The sequence below is a fragment of the Spirosoma harenae genome (genome assembly GCF_054776975.1).
This window is the reverse complement of record NZ_BAAHBD010000010.1, coordinates 134,073-151,004: the sequence shown is the minus strand read 5'-3', so window position 1 is coordinate 151,004 and position 16,932 is coordinate 134,073. Positions and strand designations below refer to the sequence as shown.

The 16,932-nt window shown below is 44.4% G+C and carries 17 protein-coding genes; 11 read left to right on the top strand and 6 right to left on the bottom strand.

Annotated features, from left to right (window positions below; all coding sequences use genetic code 11):
- Positions 1 to 17: 17 nt before the first annotated feature.
- Both ACYVE4_RS14585 and ACYVE4_RS14580 read right to left on the bottom strand, forming a co-directional pair.
- The gene (locus ACYVE4_RS14585) at positions 18 to 923 is read right to left on the bottom strand and encodes an aspartyl protease family protein (protein ID WP_461040886.1); all 906 of its coding nucleotides are present in this window, start codon (positions 921 to 923) and stop codon (positions 18 to 20) included.
- A gap of 29 nt (positions 924 to 952) precedes the next feature.
- The gene (locus tag ACYVE4_RS14580; protein ID WP_461040885.1) at positions 953 to 1,159 is read right to left on the bottom strand and encodes a DUF4287 domain-containing protein; all 207 of its coding nucleotides are present in this window, start codon (positions 1,157 to 1,159) and stop codon (positions 953 to 955) included.
- 112 nt (positions 1,160 to 1,271) lie between these two features.
- Between ACYVE4_RS14580 and ACYVE4_RS14575 the strand changes: the two genes are divergently transcribed.
- The 3 genes from ACYVE4_RS14575 (at position 1,272) to ACYVE4_RS14565 (ending at position 3,848) form a co-directional block, all read left to right on the top strand.
- Positions 1,272 to 1,820, top strand: a complete 549-nt coding sequence (locus ACYVE4_RS14575; RefSeq protein ID WP_461040884.1) for a cupin domain-containing protein — start codon at positions 1,272 to 1,274, stop codon at positions 1,818 to 1,820.
- 48 nt (positions 1,821 to 1,868) lie between these two features.
- Entirely contained in the window at positions 1,869 to 2,726 is an 858-nt protein-coding gene (locus tag ACYVE4_RS14570; RefSeq protein ID WP_461040883.1) for a helix-turn-helix domain-containing protein, read from the top strand.
- A gap of 114 nt (positions 2,727 to 2,840) precedes the next feature.
- The gene (locus ACYVE4_RS14565) at positions 2,841 to 3,848 is read left to right on the top strand and encodes a 3-hydroxyacyl-CoA dehydrogenase family protein (RefSeq protein WP_461040882.1); all 1,008 of its coding nucleotides are present in this window, start codon (positions 2,841 to 2,843) and stop codon (positions 3,846 to 3,848) included.
- Positions 3,849 to 3,986: 138 nt separating this feature from the next.
- Here ACYVE4_RS14565 and ACYVE4_RS14560 read toward each other — a convergent pair whose 3' ends face one another.
- Positions 3,987 to 4,337 (bottom strand): MmcQ/YjbR family DNA-binding protein, encoded by a 351-nt coding sequence (locus ACYVE4_RS14560; RefSeq protein ID WP_461040881.1) that lies wholly within the window; start codon positions 4,335 to 4,337, stop codon positions 3,987 to 3,989.
- 342 nt (positions 4,338 to 4,679) lie between these two features.
- On the opposite strand from ACYVE4_RS14560, the gene ACYVE4_RS14555 reads away from it, so the two are divergent.
- From ACYVE4_RS14555 to ACYVE4_RS14530, 6 genes are all read left to right on the top strand, one after another.
- A complete protein-coding gene (locus ACYVE4_RS14555; RefSeq protein WP_461040880.1) occupies positions 4,680 to 5,171 on the top strand; it encodes a DUF6252 domain-containing protein in 492 nt (163 codons plus the stop codon).
- A gap of 192 nt (positions 5,172 to 5,363) precedes the next feature.
- Positions 5,364 to 7,406 carry a beta-L-arabinofuranosidase domain-containing protein gene (locus ACYVE4_RS14550; protein WP_461040879.1) on the top strand — a complete coding sequence of 681 codons (2,043 nt, stop codon included), beginning with the start codon at positions 5,364 to 5,366 and terminating at the stop codon, positions 7,404 to 7,406.
- Positions 7,407 to 7,427: 21 nt separating this feature from the next.
- Positions 7,428 to 8,510 carry an NAD(P)H-dependent flavin oxidoreductase gene (locus ACYVE4_RS14545; RefSeq protein WP_461040878.1) on the top strand — a complete coding sequence of 361 codons (1,083 nt, stop codon included), beginning with the start codon at positions 7,428 to 7,430 and terminating at the stop codon, positions 8,508 to 8,510.
- A 17-nt stretch (positions 8,511 to 8,527) separates the two neighbouring features.
- The gene (locus ACYVE4_RS14540) at positions 8,528 to 9,373 is read left to right on the top strand and encodes a sugar phosphate isomerase/epimerase family protein (protein WP_461040877.1); all 846 of its coding nucleotides are present in this window, start codon (positions 8,528 to 8,530) and stop codon (positions 9,371 to 9,373) included.
- Positions 9,374 to 9,786: 413 nt separating this feature from the next.
- Positions 9,787 to 10,599 (top strand): MbnP family protein, encoded by an 813-nt coding sequence (locus tag ACYVE4_RS14535; RefSeq protein ID WP_461040876.1) that lies wholly within the window; start codon positions 9,787 to 9,789, stop codon positions 10,597 to 10,599.
- Between the two features lie 23 nt (positions 10,600 to 10,622).
- Positions 10,623 to 11,705 (top strand): cytochrome-c peroxidase, encoded by a 1,083-nt coding sequence (locus tag ACYVE4_RS14530; RefSeq protein WP_461041307.1) that lies wholly within the window; start codon positions 10,623 to 10,625, stop codon positions 11,703 to 11,705.
- A gap of 159 nt (positions 11,706 to 11,864) precedes the next feature.
- On the opposite strand, the gene ACYVE4_RS14525 is transcribed toward ACYVE4_RS14530, so the two are convergent.
- The 3 genes from ACYVE4_RS14525 to ACYVE4_RS14515 form a co-directional block, all read right to left on the bottom strand.
- Positions 11,865 to 12,245, bottom strand: a complete 381-nt coding sequence (locus ACYVE4_RS14525; protein WP_461040875.1) for a MerC domain-containing protein — start codon at positions 12,243 to 12,245, stop codon at positions 11,865 to 11,867.
- Between the two features lie 158 nt (positions 12,246 to 12,403).
- Entirely contained in the window at positions 12,404 to 13,105 is a 702-nt protein-coding gene (locus tag ACYVE4_RS14520; protein ID WP_461040874.1) for a TapB family protein, read from the bottom strand.
- A gap of 127 nt (positions 13,106 to 13,232) precedes the next feature.
- Positions 13,233 to 14,108 carry a geranylgeranylglycerol-phosphate geranylgeranyltransferase gene (locus tag ACYVE4_RS14515; protein WP_461040873.1) on the bottom strand — a complete coding sequence of 292 codons (876 nt, stop codon included), beginning with the start codon at positions 14,106 to 14,108 and terminating at the stop codon, positions 13,233 to 13,235.
- Between the two features lie 205 nt (positions 14,109 to 14,313).
- Between ACYVE4_RS14515 and bshA the strand changes: the two genes are divergently transcribed.
- Both bshA and ACYVE4_RS14505 read left to right on the top strand, forming a co-directional pair.
- Entirely contained in the window at positions 14,314 to 15,453 is a 1,140-nt protein-coding gene (gene bshA / locus ACYVE4_RS14510; RefSeq protein WP_461040872.1) for an N-acetyl-alpha-D-glucosaminyl L-malate synthase BshA, read from the top strand.
- Positions 15,454 to 15,543: 90 nt separating this feature from the next.
- Positions 15,544 to 16,881, top strand: a complete 1,338-nt coding sequence (locus tag ACYVE4_RS14505; protein WP_461040871.1) for an NAD(P)/FAD-dependent oxidoreductase — start codon at positions 15,544 to 15,546, stop codon at positions 16,879 to 16,881.
- The last annotated feature ends 51 nt before the right edge of the window (positions 16,882 to 16,932 follow it).

Genomic DNA, 16,932 nt, shown 5'->3' with positions numbered 1-16,932 from the left:
TCTTTTTAGGCAGATGATTAATCGATTCGAATCAGTTTTTTGCGTTGATCAAAGCGAACAACATGGTCTTTCAGAAAAGCAGTGCCGACACTGATTTGATGAACCTTGTCCGAATAATATACTTTCTGGTCGGTTAATCGCAAATTACTCAGTACGATTTCATCATGAATAATGGCTTCCTGTAAAATAAAATTTGTGGTTCCCTGCGTAAGCGTCTGCTGATTGCCCGTATCCGTGTAACGAACGCCCACTAATGAAGATTTGGGGAAGAGCAGCGCGTGATTCGAGCCGATATCCAGATTGAAAGCCATGACTTTGGGGCCGACTGTTCCGCCAACAACGAATGCTCTTGAATAAATAAGAATACCTTTTCCCTGACGGGATAACGTATCGTTCGTAACCAGCCACTGATGATTTGGGCCGTCAATGGTAATCAGATAACCATCAAAGAAATTCTGCCCGATTACTCCATCCGTAAGCTGCGGCTTAGCGACTGGATTATAATCATCGACAGCCAGTTGAAGCGCAGAATGACTGATATTGTCAATGTTAAGTTGGTTGACAGCTACCAAAAATTCCCGCTTGACCTGAGTGCCAGAAGTGTTCTGCTGGAAACCTACAATATTCAACCCCAGTTCTTTTGCCAAATGACGATCAATACGAGCCGTTCCCGTAACTCCAGAATTTAATAAGAAATTGTACGGTCCGCGCCCATTCACTTTCACTGGAATGTACATCAGATTGTCCCGAATCGTTAGGAGTGTATGCTGTCGCGTGGATTGTCCGAAGGCTGAATAACCAACCAAAAACAAGCATACGAAGCGAAATAGAACAGGCACGGGCGCAGAATTGGAGCGTTCAGCTAAAACGCAAAAGTAGCGTAGAGCGCCTTCATAACGCTTCAGCGTCCAAAGTTTATACAAACAAATGCGAGCTTCGTCAATGAATCGAGCTAAACCAAACCCGAATCTTTAAAGAGTTTGTAGATCGCCATTGAGTGCCCGTGTCCTAAATCGAAATCTTCTTTAAGCCAGGCCACAATTGCGCCTGCTTTGGTACCCGGTTTAAGTAACCCTTTTTCTCCGGCAAGTTTGATGAAATCGTCTGGTCCTTTGCCAGTTTTTGCCCGGATGTTGTCGATATACGCTTGAAAAGACATAGGTATTTGTAGGTAGGGGTGATTGTATCAATGGTAAAAATGGCTGATTTTTACCACCAAACACTCTGCTTGACCTTGAAAATTTGCATAACATAGTTAAACAAAACTCGTTATGCAACGCAGACATTTTTTAGCCGCCACCCTGGGAGCCGCATCCTTGTCTCCACAAACCCAGCCCATTGAAGATTCACGAACCACTAAGCCATTTACTGTGAAAGGTGGAGAGGCTCGTTTTGGTATTCATACCCCATTTCGAGGAGTAAACATCAACGATGTGAAAATATCGGGTAAAGATACCAATGGGCAATTAGCTGTTTTTGAGTACATTGGTAACCAAAAGGTTGGGCCTTCGCTGCACATACATCATGACCAAGACGAGATGTTCTCGATTATTGAGGGTGAATATCTCTTTCAGGTAGGGAACGAGAAATTTACGGTAAAAGCGGGCGATACGGTTTTTGCGCCACGAGGTATACCGCATTCCTGGATTCAGTTGTCGGAACGGGGCAAACAGGTATATATGGTTCAGCCCGCAGGTAATCTGGAAGAATTTTTCTTGAAAATGAACGAGTTAAAAGGACCACCCAGCGAAGAGTTAAGCCAGAAAATGCATAAAGAACATGGCATGACTGTTGTTGGCCCACCGCTGGCGTTAAAATAGCAGAGGGCTTCTTCAAGTTCATTCCCTTTGCTTTCTGCTTTTATTATTATGGACGGCATCTACGACTATCGACTCCCACACCCGGCCTTACGCGAGTATGTGCGTACGCTGCAAATTGTGGCTTGTTCGTTTCCGGCGTCAATGCCCATTTTGCCCGTCAAATCCTACTGGCCACGTGCCGAAAATTCGCTGGCATTTTATCCAAAAGATCCCGAAAAGCTTGCTTATGGGTTTGACGGATCGTTGCTCAGCAAGCCTTGCTCAACACTCAATGGTCAATACTCTATTGTAACGAATCGACACGTTGGGCGCGATTTTATGGTATTTCAGGTGCAGTTTCAGCCTGGGGCCCTCTTTCGTCTGACGGGTATTCCGGTTTCTGAGTTGACGAATACGTTTGTGGATGCCGAAGCCGTTTTTTCGTCCGAGATTAATCGGGTAAATGAGCGGCTGAGTTATACAAAGCACTACACCGAAATGATTCCGATTGTAGAGGCTTTCCTGATGTACCTAATAAATCGGACGAAACAGAAACAACTTCGCCCGATCGACAAAGTAAGTCGGTTTATGCTGCAACATCCAACGAACATTACATTCAATAGGCTCGGGCTAGACTGGCTGGCCGATCAGGCTTGTTTGAGTCAGCGTCAGTTTTACCGACAATTTGTGGAGGGTGAGGGGGTTAGCCCTAAGCTATATGCTCGGATCGCCCGCTTCGAAAACGCCATGAAGCTTAAAAACACCCACCCGTCACTCGACTGGTTGAGTGTGGCCATTGAGTTGGGATATTATGATTACCAGCATCTGGTTCGCGATTTCAAAGAGTTTACGCAGCTGACGCCCAACGCATTTTTAGAGGCCGATGGTAAATCGCCTGAGCGTGTATTTGGCGTAACGGAAACCTAATTGACGACTAAATAAAACTATATCATTCTGGTTCAGATGCGTATATTCACGAACGTCGATTGGTAAACGTATCAATTACTTAGTGTATATCACGCAATAGATTTACTAAATAGCATGAACCGGCCAGTAAATCCAGAAAAAGTACCCGTGGGTGTAGTGGGACTAGGACTGATGGGGTGCAGTATTACCACCTGCCTGTTGCTGTCGGGCCATCCAGTGGTGGCAGTTGCCCCACTTCCTATAGATATGGAAACGGCTGAGCCGCGCATTTGTGAACATCTGGAAAGAGCTTTTCGGGAAGGGATGCTTACGAAAAGTCCAGAGTCGTATCTTCGGCAATTGATTATTACAAAGGACTATGGTTTGTTGAAAGACAGCCAGATCGTTTTGGAATGTACGCTTGAAAACATAGCGATCAAAAAATCGGTCTACGAGAAAATCGAAGCCGTTATTTCTGATAATGCCATCATTACCAGCAATACTTCGGCTATTCCGATTAGCCTTCTTCAGCGTGAAATTCGCATACCCAGCCGTTTTTTGGGCTTACATTGGTCGGAACCTTCACACACAACTCGTTTTTTGGAAATTATCTGTGGTGATCTGAGCGATATTTCCACTGCCGAATGGCTATACGAATTAGCACATTTCTGGGATAAAGAACCGACGCTGGTTCGAAAAGATATTCGGGGTTTTATTACCAACCGGCTGATGTATGCTATGTACAGAGAAGCTTTCAATCTGGTTGAAAATGGCTACGCGACGGTGGAAGATGTCGATCGGGCCTGCCGGAATAATGCAGGTTACTGGATGACACTGGTAGGCGTTTTTCGGTGGATGGATTTAACAGGTGTACCCGCCTATCACACTGTTATGAAAGATCTGTTTCCAACACTGAGCAATCGAACAGATGTGCCCAAACTAATTGACGATATTGTACAGGCCGGTGGAAAAGGTGTTTTAAACGCGCAGGGTTTTTATGACTACACACCCGAAGAAGCGAAACTCTGGAAAGAAACCTACGAAGAATTCAGCTACGATATTCGGCGACTAGCCCTCAAATATCCGGCTGATGTCGTGAAAAAGAAATTAGCGAAAAGCAGTGATGATGATACGGCTAGCTAGCAAGTTTGATGTGAGTAATGCCTGTCGATTTACCATTTTTGTCCCTCCTTCCCTTCTGTCAGGAGGGTAAATGTAAAGGATAACGTTTTCAATTTCAATCCCTTACGGCATCAATAAAATGAGTTAACTCACATTGCTTTACTCGTACCGACTTTGCTTGATGAGGTCAGAAAGTTTCTTGGGCGCTACTTCGCAATAGGCCATTGTTAGCGCATCGACCAAGGTTTCTTCCAGTACTTTATTCAGGTTAATCAAGGTCCAGCCCTGTTTGCCCCACATATTCGGAACGGGGTAAATAATAGACGAATCAAATGACGAAAAAGCACCCTGATCGATAAGCGATAATTTGACACAAATTCGATTGTGTGCTCCGTTATAGGTCGCAAATATTTTCTTGCCGACTTTGAAAGAAGGCTTTTTGAAATGAGGTTGTTCGGTCGTTTCGGGCAACGACAGCGCTATTTCTCTAATCTGATTTAAATCTATCATTACTGGTTATTACGAGTATTTGCTGGTCCTGAATTTACAACTTTTCGGGAAATTGCGTAAACAGTTGGCTTTCCTGAGACCAACACTACCATGCTCGTTAAATGGTTAGATATGTTCCTCAAAATAGGCGTACAGTCAGTATAAAGTATCTAATCGGTTGCAATCGCTGCTTTAAACGAACAGGCAAATGATTGTAGGTACGCTACCAGTTGTATAGCCATTTGCCCCACTTTTAGAGTAAAACCCACCTTTTGTAGACTCCCGATGGAAGCGACGATTGAGGTGTAGTAGTTTTGATCTGTCAACCACTCACTCTCTTTTTCAACTATTACCTGACCAATCGTGAAAACCATTTACTTCTTTTCAGCGCTTACTATTGCCAGTATTATAAGTTTCAGTTCATGTAGTAAAAAGGCCGATGACAGCGTGACACCTGCACCTGTTCAGCAGATGGAAACAACAGTAGGCTTCAAAGCAAAAGTTGATGGGAAAATAAACTTTGCGCCAGATTATGCGTATGCACTGGCCACATTTCCGGGAGCTAATGGCTACTATGCCGTTTACGGACTTAACAGCCAGACTAATGACGTCGTAGCCATTGCTCTGCCTAATACAGTTGGTGAGGGAACGTATCAGCTTGGAACTGTAAATCTGGCAGCTGTTACCCTGAATAAATCCGATTATTCAACCATCAATGGCGGAAGCGGCACCGTAACAATCAGTAAAAAAACAGCTACCTATATAGCAGGTTCGTTTAAGTTTACAGCTTATGATGCAACCAATGCGCAGAAAGTAGTCTTTAGCGAAGGAACATTTAATGTGAATATTCGATAATTGATCAAAAAACTATCTATTTGTGCGGTCAGTCTGCTCTGAGACTGACCGTTTTTATTTTAGCCGATGTACCAGAAGGCAGTCTGGCGAGGTGCATTTACACGCATTTGAAAGATGACTAATGCCCTAATAGGGTAAATTGAGTTTGCAATGTCTTTACTTTGCTGACATCAATGTCTGATTCGTGATTGCATGAAAACCACATTCGTTCAATTGGCTATCGCAGCCATTTTTATAGCTACAGGTTCCGTTCAAGGGCAGCAAAAAGCTGGCAAAAATCCGACATCCTTAGCACCATCAAAATATCAGGAACTACCGCTGGGAGCCATAAAGCCAGAAGGTTGGCTGCAACAGCAACTTGTTACGATGAAAAATGGCGCAACAGGTCATCTGGATGAATATTACCCTAAAGTGAAAAATGATAATGGCTGGCTTGGTGGAAAAGGAGATGGCTGGGAAGAAACGCCATACTGGCTCGATGGTGCTTTGCCGCTGGCCTATCTTTTGGACGATAAAGACCTGAAAGATAAAGTACTGAAATATGTAAACTGGAGTCTCGATAAGCAACGGCTAAGTGGTTTTTTCGGTCCGTTGACCAAAAAAGAACTGGAGGGGAAGCCAATGGAATCCTGTGCAGATGGGGACGACTGGTGGCCGCGCATGATTATGCTTAAAGTCTTGCAGCAATACTATTCTGCCTCCAACGATCCGCGCGTTATTCCGTTCATGACGAAATATTTTCGGTATCAATACAACAGTCTGAAAACCTGTCCACTCAACAAATGGACAGAATGGTCGGAGTCGCGGGGAGGGGATAATATTATGTCGGTGTATTGGCTCTACGAACGCACTGGTGATGCCTTCCTGCTCGATCTGGCCGACATTCTCTATAAGCAAACCACCAATTGGACCGATTTACTGGGTGGTCGAAATTGGGCAATTGGGGCCGCTGTTAATCAGACAGGTGCGAAATGGATGGATCGCCATGCGGTAAATGTGGGCATGGGACTAAAAATGCCTGCTGAATATTACCGGGGTAAAAAAGACAAAAAATACCTGACTGCGGTGAAAACGGGTTTTGGTGATTTGATGACGCTGCATGGATTGCCGCACGGAATGTTCTCGGGTGATGAAGATCTCCACGGCAATGAACCTACGCAGGGCGTCGAACTCTGCGCGATTGTCGAAGCCATGTTTTCCTTAGAAGAAATCATCGGTATTACAGGCGATCCTGCCTATATGGATGCTTTAGAACGTATGACCTTCAACGCTTTACCCACACAAACCACCGATGATTACCGATCTCGACAGTATTTTCAGATTGCCAATCAGGTACAGGTTTCGCGGGGTGTGTTCGATTTCTCCCTTCCCTTTGGCCGTGGTATGAATAATGTCTTTGGCCCGTATGCGGGTTATACGTGCTGTACGGCCAATATGCATCAGGGATGGACAAAATTTGCGTCGCATCTTTGGTATGCAACGGGTTCGCCGAATGGACCAGCAAAAGGAGTAGCCGCGCTGGAATATGCTCCCAATACACTCAAAACGAAACTTGCTGGCGGAACTGACCTGACTATTCAGGAAACCACCAATTACCCATTTGACAATCAGATTACGTTCACAATAAATCTCCCAAAAACAGCCACATTTCCTATCGATTTGCGGATTCCGGGTTGGTGTACCGAAGCAACGATAGCACTAAATGGGCAGAAGCTACGGACGGATAAAGGTGGTCAGGTGGTTAGTCTGGTGCGAGCCTGGAAAAATGGGGATAAACTGACTTTGCAACTGCCAATGCCGGTTCGAACGAGTAACTGGTCTAAAAACTCCCGTACGCTGGAGCGTGGTCCCTTGGTGTATGCGCTCAAGGTAGATGCGAACGTGGAAGAAAAAACAGAACCCACGGAAGGAACGTATTACGAGTATCAGCCCAAAAGCACCTGGAATTACGGACTTCCTGCATCTGTTGTGGAAGATCCAGTAAAAAACACAACGGTAACGGTCAAATCTATGCCCGCTAACTTTGTTTGGAACGAAGCCAATGCGCCCATCGAAATTAAAACAACGGGCCGTCAAATTCCGAACTGGAAGCTAGTGGAAGGCGTTGCCCGGCAGCCCGTTACGACCCGTGAAGGCATCTATCAGGGCGACGTTTCCGATAAAGTAGAAACGCTGACGTTCATTCCTTATGGTTGTACTAAACTGCGAGTTGTAGCGCTTCCGGTTATAAAATAAACTACCCAAAATGATTCTGTAATGAGCGCTTGGCCTGACAATCGTATTCAGAAACTGTTTGATATTGAGTTGCCTATTTTGTTGGCACCAATGGCCGGACCTGGATCATCGGAATTGGCTATTGCGGTTGCTGAAGCGGGTGGATTAGGCTCGTTGCCTTGTGCTATGCTAACTATTGAGCAGATACGACGTGACGTTCGGATCATTCGGGAGCATACTACGCGGCCGATCAATCTCAATTTTTTCTGTCATAAACCCCCAGTTATAGATCGCGAACGAGAGAGACGATGGGAGCAGCGGTTGGCCAGTTACTACCACGAACTGGGCATAGATCCTAACGCACCAATTCCTGTGTCGAATCGTGCCCCGTTTGATACCGTACTTTGTGAGCTGGTTGAAGAGTTAAAGCCAGAAGTTGTTAGTTTTCATTTTGGTTTACCTGAACAGTCTCTTCTCGATCGGGTAAAAGCTACGGGCGCCAAAGTGATTTCGTCCGCAACTTCGGTCGATGAAGCGCGCTGGCTGGAACAACGAGGTTGCGATGCCATCATTGCGCAGGGAGTTGAAGCAGGTGGGCACCGGGGCATGTTTTTAACCGATTCGATTGCCACGCAGACGGGTACTATGGCCCTTGTGCCACAGATAGCGGATGCGGTTCAGGTTCCAGTCATTGCGGCTGGCGGCATTGCTGATGCTCGGGGCATTGTTGCTGCATTTGCTTTGGGTGCTTCGGCGGTCCAGATTGGAACAGCCTATCTGTTTTGCCCAGAAGCGAAAGTGTCTGATATTCATAGAGATGCGCTTCGTAAAGCGGAAGATAACAGCACGGTTCTCACGAATGTATTTACAGGGCGTCCAGCGCGAAGCATTGTTAATCGTTTAGTGCGTGAAGTTGGCCCTATGTCGGACGATGCACCTGCGTTTCCACTTGCGGGTGGTGCATTGATGCCCTTGCGTACTCAATCGGAGACAAAAGGTTCAGGCGATTTTTGGGCTTTATGGTCTGGTCAGGCGGTTCATTTGGGTCGCGAGTTGCCAGCTGCTGAACTAACCCAGCGATTAGCCAGTGAAAGTTTACAACGATTTAAATTCATTAACCAGTAATCCTTTTTTTCGTCAATATGAAACGCATTCCATTATTTCTGATAGCGCTTACAGCTGTAACATCGGCTATACAGGCGCAGCCGTTCGGTAAACTTCTTCCGAAAACGCCGGGTATTGTTTCCTATACCATGCGGGAGAGTTTTAGCAAAGATGTTCCCGGAACCCTGGATAAGATTAAATCCTGGGGAATTACGGATATTGAATTTTCAGGATTATTCGGTAAAACAGCTCCAGAACTACGCGCACTACTCGATCAGCGCGGACTGCATTGCAGCAGCTATGGCGTAAGTTACGACGCCATTGATCAAAAGCCCGATTCAATTCTGCAAAATGCCAAAGCATTAGGTGTTAAGTATATTCGTATCGGCTCCATTCCGCACAAAACCGCAGCCACGCTGGAAATGATGCAGAAAGCGGCTGAAGTATTCAATCGATTCGGTAAGCAGGCACACGACAAAGGGTTTATGTTCTGCTATCACAATCATGGTTTTGAGTTTCAACCTTACGAAAATGGCACTCTGTTCGACTATTTGGTCAAGCAAACAAACCCTCAGTATGTTGGCTACGAAATGGACGTTACCTGGACATTCTTACCTGGTCAGGACCCAGCCGCACTTCTGCAGAAATATCCAGATCGGTTTAAATTGATGCACCTGAAAGATGTAGAAAAAGGTGTTCCGCATAGTGATAAAGGTGGTATGGCTAATGAGCAGTCGGTTGTTTTAGGAACAGGCCAGATTGATTGGCCAGCCGTACTCAAAGCGGCACGCAAATCGTCGGTCGATCACTATTATATTGAAGATGAAAGCAAAATCCCTGAGCAGCAAGTGCCTAAAAGTATGGCTTATTTGAAGAGCTTGTAACCATGCAAAAGCGAGATCATGTTTGCTCAGGGGATTATTAAAAATTGCCTGGCCAGGCCTGATCTCACTTTTGTATAGTAGCCTGTTTGTTGGTTTTGTTTGCGTTAAGGCATATGTTTGGACCATGAAAAACGAGGATCAAATTTAGAATTATTGGCTGAAACCCTCCAACGAATTGATTGGCATAGTGCCGAAATTGAACGTGTAGGTCAAAGAATAGCTATCCAACAAGAGGAATTATATAAGTCGCTTTTTCTGTACTTGAATTCTCTGTGCATTAGAGTGACTAATGCTATCCATACTCTCTCCCGTTTCATTTCTAACGCTGATTTAATAGTAGCTACACATGATTTTGCCGTTGTTTTCGTTAGCTAATAGCGCAACGTTTACATTTTAGGAAGCATGTATAGTCTATGAAAACAACTGCTACCGTAGGGCTGATATCCGTAATTTTGGTCGGATTAGCCATTTTTGCCTGCGAAACAAATGACTCAATTAGCCCCGGTAACATGGGGAAAATGCGTATTGCATTCGATAATGTAGTAGGTGCATCTGACTTAAAATTGAATGCAAGTACGTATCAGAATGCTGTCGGCGAGTCATTTACAATTACTAAATTCAACTATTTTGTCAGTAATATCCGGCTTCGAAAAGAGGACGGTAGTGAGTTTATTGTACCGCAGGATAGCAGTTACTTTCTAGTACAGGAAGAAAAACCGGCTTCGCAAACCATCACCTTATCGAACATTCCAGCGGGTAATTATACCGGTTTAACGTTTATGGTTGGAGTCGATAGCACACGTAGTCTGGCAGATATTAGTCTACGAACAGGCGTGTTGGACCCAGGCCTGAACGATGGGATGTATTGGGACTGGAATTCGGGTTATATCTTCATGAAGATGGAAGGTATTTCGTCGGTGGCTCCTGCTACTCAAAACAATACCTTTTTTTATCATATAGGTGGCTTTGGTGGAGGCTATAATGGCAAGAAAACAATTAACAATTTGCGTGCAGTTACGCTATCGTTTGCCGCTAAGTCAGCCAATATTCAGCCTGATAAAACGCCATCGGTTCGAATTGTTACAGATGCGTTGAAGGTATTCAATGGTCCAACAAAGCTAAGCATTGCTCAAAATTCGTCGGTGATGTTTGATGCATATTCAACCAACATCGCTGACAATTACGCACAGATGTTTAGCTATGACCAGATTCAGGCCAATCAATGATACGGTTAGGTTCCATATCTTCAATGCAAATGGGTTTGGTAATCAGTACCCTTTTATTTGCATTGGTGGTTGGTTGTCAGACGCAGAAAGACCCAGATCCTACACCCGGACCAACAGATCCTGATGGTGGCGGAGTTGTTTATAAGCCAACCCCTGTTACGCTCCGACAGCCCTCAAACTTTCCTGCGCTCGTTTACAATCTACCTATGAATCCATTAACGGTTGAAGGCGTAGCGCTTGGGAAATCGTTGTTTTACGATGCCCAACTTTCGCGTGATACAACCGTTAGTTGCGGGTTTTGTCACCAGCAATTTGCCGGATTCGGGCATTCAGATCATGCGCTAAGTCATGGAATCGACAGTAAATTCGGAACGCGCAACGTGCCGGGATTACAAAATTTAGGATGGGATCGCGAATTTTTTTGGGATGGCGGTGTGACAAACCTGGATGAGTTGCCAATATCGCCGATTCAGAATCCAGTTGAAATGGACCTGAAATTTTCGGAAGCGCTTAGCCGTGTTCAGAAAAGTCCGAAATATCCGCCGATGTTCAAAGCCGCTTTCGGCTCCGACACAGTCACAACGGCCCGATTTCTCAAAGCTATCTCCCAATTTTTGCTGACATTGGTTTCGGCAGATTCTCGTTACGATAAATACATCAGAAAAGAAGCTGGCGGAGATTTGACAACTGATGAACTGGCAGGATTAGCTTTGTTTCAGCAGAAATGTGCGACTTGCCATGCTACCGATTTATTTACGGATAAGAGCTATCGGAATAATGGATTGCCTGTTGGTACTATTAATGATCAGGGACGTTATGTGATTACCCTAAATGTAACCGATCGATTGAAATTCAAAGTGCCGAGCCTGCGGAATGTTGAAAAAACCTTTCCTTATATGCACGACGGTCGTTTCACCACTCTGGAACAGGTTATCGATCATTACCGATCTGGAGTTGTAGACAGCCCAACTCTTGATCCTGCTTTAAAGGCCAATGGAAAGCTCGGTATTGCGCTAACTGATTTAGAAAAGGCCAGACTTGTCGTTTTCCTCAAGGCATTAACTGACGACACGTTTATGAATAACCGAGCCTTCAGCCCGAACTAAGACCGGGATTTAGCTGATTTAACTGACTAACTATGATTTTGTAGATGATTGCAACGCTTCTCTGAAGCGAAAAACAAAATCAGCTTAATAAGTTAAATCCGACAGATCCCGGTTCAAAATCATAGTCGGTTTATCAAATCACACAAATCCCGGTTCAGATCAATGAGCGTGATTCAGTCGATGCTGGCGAATGTTCAGTAGATGAGAGACAACTAATCCTGCTGAAGCCATATAGGCGATGTATTCAAAAATTGGGGCCGTTTCTTCTAAAAGGAGAGCTACGCTAAAAAGAGTTAGAAATCCCCAAAGACTCCGTTTGATTACAGGCAAAGCGTAGTGGCGAGTGGCAAAATAAACCGCTATAAAATTGACAACGATAAAAACGTAGTCCAGACTAAGATACCCAACGCGCAACGTCGAGTTTTGTAATACCGAGCTGGTTAATAGCAGGATAGGCGTAATAAGGCAGTGGATAATACACAATACCGAGCCAGTAATACCAATATAATCGGCTTTGCGGGAAAGGATATCTGTTTTCATGAGCAAGCGCAAAAGTACAATGCTTTAGAGAATTGTACTTCCTTTTAACTCACTTTTTTGCAACAAAGTTGCGTAAAAGAAAAAGAATTACGCCGTACGGACTCCTGATTTAGCGAATGACATTGAAAATCAAGAGTCTGTACGGCGTGATTTGTTCATTAGTTTGCTTTGGTCAGAAGTGAATACCCCATCAATTTGCCGTTTTTATTATAGGTTTCAGATTTAATATCTAATACCTGATTATCTGTTCGGTAGCTAATCACCTTCATCGCATTACGTATGGGAATTCCCATTACTCGATTCTCGAAATTTACGTCTGATGTGATCTTATAGGCATCAAATGTTCCGGCCGGGGTTGTTATGGATTCCTTGCCTTCGACCTGCCGATTTGCCATTGTCATCGACATATTCGCCATGGTATTACCGCTGTTCACCATCTCGGCTTCCATTTGACCATCACTTAATTTCTGACCAACACTTAGCTTACCAGGGAAAACCAATTTGTTGGTTTTTAGCTTCATTTCCATGTCTTTCATGGTACTAGCCTGCATCGATTGTAGCATTCCTGACATATCGGCAATCAATTCATTTCCGGTGCAGGTATAGTGAATGAGATAGGGAGGACGTTGTTTCCCTTTCTCATCTTCGAATTGGGCCGAAATGTCTATAATGGTTGAACCCCCTTCTTTTCGGACATCTTTTACCTGATAAGCAACTTTGCCTGTCAGTTTATCTTTCGCACTGAAATGGCTAAGCTCAAAACTCGAACCAGCTTTAAATGTCATTCCCAAACAGTCCTGCGCCTGGCTTTTTATTAGCATTGACAAGACCAACATGAGCGAAAAAACAAGCGTTCTCATAAGAATTTACATGATTTAGTATAGACAAGATCAAAGATAATCTATACTCGAAATGTATACCCAAATGCTTGAGGGAACGGTGTAAAGATGTATGATGTATGAAGTAGGTATGGGATTTCATACATCTTTATGCCCATATCATGCTAAAAATGCCCATGAGCATAATGAGCTTGCAGAGGTTGCTAAGATAGCCAAAACTGCGACGGGTGTCGGCTATAATGAGTCGGTAAATGAGCCAACCGACTGGGAGTAGTAACAGTAGAAAAATGAATGTTAGGCGATCGTTTTGAAGCGTACCAGCTATCAGAAAAAGGGTGCTGATAAATACGCCTATCAGCAAGTAAAGGAAGTATTTAGTTCGACGTAATCCCCATACAATTGGTAAAGTTCGGCAACCAAAACGGGCATCCCCTCGTATATCCTGCATGTCTTTAATGATTTCCCGAATCAGAGAAATTCCAAAGGCAAATAATGAATAAATGAGCACCATTTCAGTGTTTTCCCGGTAATAGACGGCCAGAACCAACAGTGAGAGAGCACCTAATAACGAGATGACAAGATTGCCAATGAGCGGTTGGCGTTTGAACTGAGCCGAATAAAACCATAGCAAAGTTACCGCCGTTACATCCACCAAAAATACCCATTTGCTTATGTAAAGACCAATCAGACAGCCAATTACGTTTAGTGCCTGATGAATACCGATGGCTAACCGGCGTTTTAGAAATCGACCTATAACCACTCGCTCAGGTTTGTTGATCAAATCAATCTTGACGTCGAAATAATCATTGATAATGTAGCCAGCAGCAGCAATGCAAACCGTTGAAAAACAGAGTAACCAGAAACTTAGGTCGGTAAGCAATTTCAGACCTTCTTCACGGGGGCCAACTAAAAATAGCCGGGCCAGCAACTGCATCAAGACAACGATCAGCAGATTCTGCACTCGGATGAGTCGCAGAAAACCGAACGTAAACGTCGAGAAAGGTGCAGTTTGTCGCGCAACCATTAGTGGATATTTTTTGATTCAAAAATACGATTTTTAGTCTTACCGACGGTCATTCGGTGCCTGGATGAATAAAGGCAAGGCTTGTCTGGAATACGTTGCATCTGGTTTTTCATCAATCCTGAAAATCTTTTACGTAAGCTTACTTATCGGGCGGGATTCTTTTTGCGTCCATTTGTTGTTGAAGGACAAACTCGTTCTCTCACGCATGAAAATTGGCATTGTGTGCTACCCTACATTTGGGGGTAGTGGTGTGGTCGCTACCGAACTCGGTAAAGCGCTGGCTAAGAATGGCCACCAAATTCACTTCATTACCTATCAACAACCTCCCCGGCTCGATTTTTTTAACGAAAACGTATTTTATCACGAAGTAAATATACCTTCTTACCCGCTCTTTCAGTACGCTCCTTACGAATCGGCGCTGGCGAGCGAAATGGTGAATGTGGTGCTCAACGAAAACGTTGATTTACTGCATGTTCACTATGCCATTCCGCATGCATCAGCCGCTTACATGGCTAAGATGATCTTACGATCGCAGGGTCGGAATGTGCCGGTTGTAACAACCCTGCATGGCACAGATATTACGCTGGTTGGTAAAGATGCTTCATACGAACCCGTTGTTACGTTTAGTATTAATGAGTCGGACGGCGTAACGTCTGTTTCGGAAGACTTGCGGCAGGATACGTACAAACATTTCAAAGTACATCGGGATATTGAGGTGATTCCGAACTTCATTGACCTGAGTCGATTCAAACGGCAGCAAAAGGAACATTTTAAAAAAGCCATTTGCCCAAATGGTGAAAAACTGATCGTACATACCTCAAACTTTCGGCGCGTAAAACGGATCGACGATGCGGTAATGTCTTTTTATCACATTCAGCAACAGACGCCCGCTAAACTGCTGCTGGTTGGCGATGGGCCTGAACGGGCTCGTATCGAGCGACTTGTCCGCGATCTGGGTATTTACGATCAGGTACGTTTTCTGGGTAAACTGGATCAGGTTGAAGAAGTACTTTCGGTAGCCGATTTGTTTATTATGCCTTCCGAAAATGAAAGTTTTGGGCTGGCGGCTCTGGAAGCAATGGCTTGCGAAGTTCCTCTGATCACGTCGAACGCAGGTGGTTTACCCGAACTAAATATACAAGGCGTAACCGGCTTTCTGAGTCCTGTTGGCGATGTAGCAGATATGGTCAAAAATGCATTGTATGTTTTAGATGATGCAAACCTGCCGACATTCAAAGAAAATGCGTTGGCAAGGGCTAAAGAATTCGAGTTATCGCGTATCTTGCCCCTTTACGAAGCTCATTATGAGCGAGTACTTCAGGAAGCAAAACCACTCGTGAGTTAAAGAGTTTACGATTTACAGTTTACAGTTGAATGACGAATAGGACAGCTACGTTTCAAGCACCTGTAAACCGTAAACTATAAACCGATACTAATGAACCCAAATATTCCGCAAACAGACCGTAAACGAGTCGTTATTGTTGGGGCTGGCTTTGGAGGGCTAAAATTGGCCCGTAAACTTTCCCGCCGAAAAGAGTTTCAGGTCGTTCTGATCAATAAACAGAATTACCACGAATTTCAACCCCTTTATTATCAGGTAGCTACAGCAGGATTAGAGGCTAATTCAATTTTATTCCCTTTACGAGCTGTATTTGGCGGATGCGAAAACGTACATATCCGTGTTACGAATGTAACTACCATTCGGCCTGCCGATAAAACAATTGATACTGAACTAGGCCCTGTTACCTACGATTATCTGGTGATGGCTACGGGCGCGGATACTAACTTTTTCAATCAGCAGAATATTATTGAAAAAGGATTGTCGATGAAGTCTGTATCGGAAGCTATTGCACTACGGAACCGAATGCTTCAGAATTTTGAAGATGCGTTAAGTGTTGAAACGCAGGACGAAAAAGAAGGACTGATGGACGTGGTTGTAGTAGGAGGGGGGCCAACGGGGGTAGAACTCTGTGGTACACTAGCCGAAATGCGGAAGACAGTCTTACCAGTTGATTACCCGGAACTGGATTTTAAGATGATGGACATCTACCTCATCGAGTCTGGTGGCGAACTCTTGGGCCCAATGTCGGTACAGTCGCAGGAGCACTCACTGGATTATTTGCAGAAATTGGGCGTAAATGTTCGACTTAATACACGGGTTAAAGATTTTGATGGACGTATTGTTACCATGAATGATGGTTCTACACTTCGCACCAATAATTTAATCTGGGCCGCTGGTGTGAAAGCGAATCCATTAGCCGGTTTGCCGTCCGAAGTGATTGGGCGCGGAGGGCGCGTGTTGGTCAATCGTTATAGTCAGGTGCAAGGCTTTACAGATATTTTCGCCATTGGTGATGTAGCGCTCATGACTGAAGATAAATGGCCAAATGGTCATCCTCAAGTTGCCCAACCTGCTATTCAGCAAGGTCGACATCTGGCCAAAAACCTGCTTCATTGGGCTCGTAACGAACAACCGGAAGAATTCACGTACCACGATTTAGGCACGATGGCTACTATCGGACGAGGGTTAGCCGTTGTTGATTTGCCTTATTTAAAGTTTCAGGGATTTTTTGCGTGGCTAACGTGGTTGTTCGTACATCTAATGTCGATAGTTGGCGTAAAAAACCGTCTGTTCATTTTTCTGAATTGGATGATTAATTATATTACCTATAGCAATTCACTACGTTTAATCATTAAGCCGAAACTACCTAAAGGGGATGTAAAAGCCATGCAGGAAAAACTATCTGACCAGATCGAGGTTAGTAAGGCATAAAAAATAGTAAACTGATTTTACTATCTAGCTGCGACAATGAACGCTTTTTCA

Excerpts from the sequence above, each read along its gene's own strand:
- ACYVE4_RS14540 (WP_461040877.1), top strand. The coding sequence starts at position 8,528 with ATGAAACGCATTCCATTATTTCTGATAGCGCTTACAGCTGTAACATCG.
- ACYVE4_RS14560 (WP_461040881.1), bottom strand. The coding sequence starts at position 4,337 with ATGATAGATTTAAATCAGATTAGAGAAATAGCGCTGTCGTTGCCCGAA.
- ACYVE4_RS14580 (WP_461040885.1), bottom strand. The coding sequence starts at position 1,159 with ATGTCTTTTCAAGCGTATATCGACAACATCCGGGCAAAAACTGGCAAA.
- ACYVE4_RS14565 (WP_461040882.1), top strand. The coding sequence starts at position 2,841 with ATGAACCGGCCAGTAAATCCAGAAAAAGTACCCGTGGGTGTAGTGGGA.
- ACYVE4_RS14545 (WP_461040878.1), top strand. The coding sequence starts at position 7,428 with ATGAGCGCTTGGCCTGACAATCGTATTCAGAAACTGTTTGATATTGAG.
- ACYVE4_RS14575 (WP_461040884.1), top strand. The coding sequence starts at position 1,272 with ATGCAACGCAGACATTTTTTAGCCGCCACCCTGGGAGCCGCATCCTTG.
- ACYVE4_RS14505 (WP_461040871.1), top strand. The coding sequence starts at position 15,544 with ATGAACCCAAATATTCCGCAAACAGACCGTAAACGAGTCGTTATTGTT.
- ACYVE4_RS14525 (WP_461040875.1), bottom strand. The coding sequence starts at position 12,245 with ATGAAAACAGATATCCTTTCCCGCAAAGCCGATTATATTGGTATTACT.
- ACYVE4_RS14535 (WP_461040876.1), top strand. The coding sequence starts at position 9,787 with ATGAAAACAACTGCTACCGTAGGGCTGATATCCGTAATTTTGGTCGGA.
- ACYVE4_RS14530 (WP_461041307.1), top strand. The coding sequence starts at position 10,623 with ATGCAAATGGGTTTGGTAATCAGTACCCTTTTATTTGCATTGGTGGTT.
- ACYVE4_RS14550 (WP_461040879.1), top strand. The coding sequence starts at position 5,364 with ATGAAAACCACATTCGTTCAATTGGCTATCGCAGCCATTTTTATAGCT.
- ACYVE4_RS14520 (WP_461040874.1), bottom strand. The coding sequence starts at position 13,105 with ATGAGAACGCTTGTTTTTTCGCTCATGTTGGTCTTGTCAATGCTAATA.
- ACYVE4_RS14570 (WP_461040883.1), top strand. The coding sequence starts at position 1,869 with ATGGACGGCATCTACGACTATCGACTCCCACACCCGGCCTTACGCGAG.
- ACYVE4_RS14515 (WP_461040873.1), bottom strand. The coding sequence starts at position 14,108 with ATGGTTGCGCGACAAACTGCACCTTTCTCGACGTTTACGTTCGGTTTT.
- bshA (WP_461040872.1), top strand. The coding sequence starts at position 14,314 with ATGAAAATTGGCATTGTGTGCTACCCTACATTTGGGGGTAGTGGTGTG.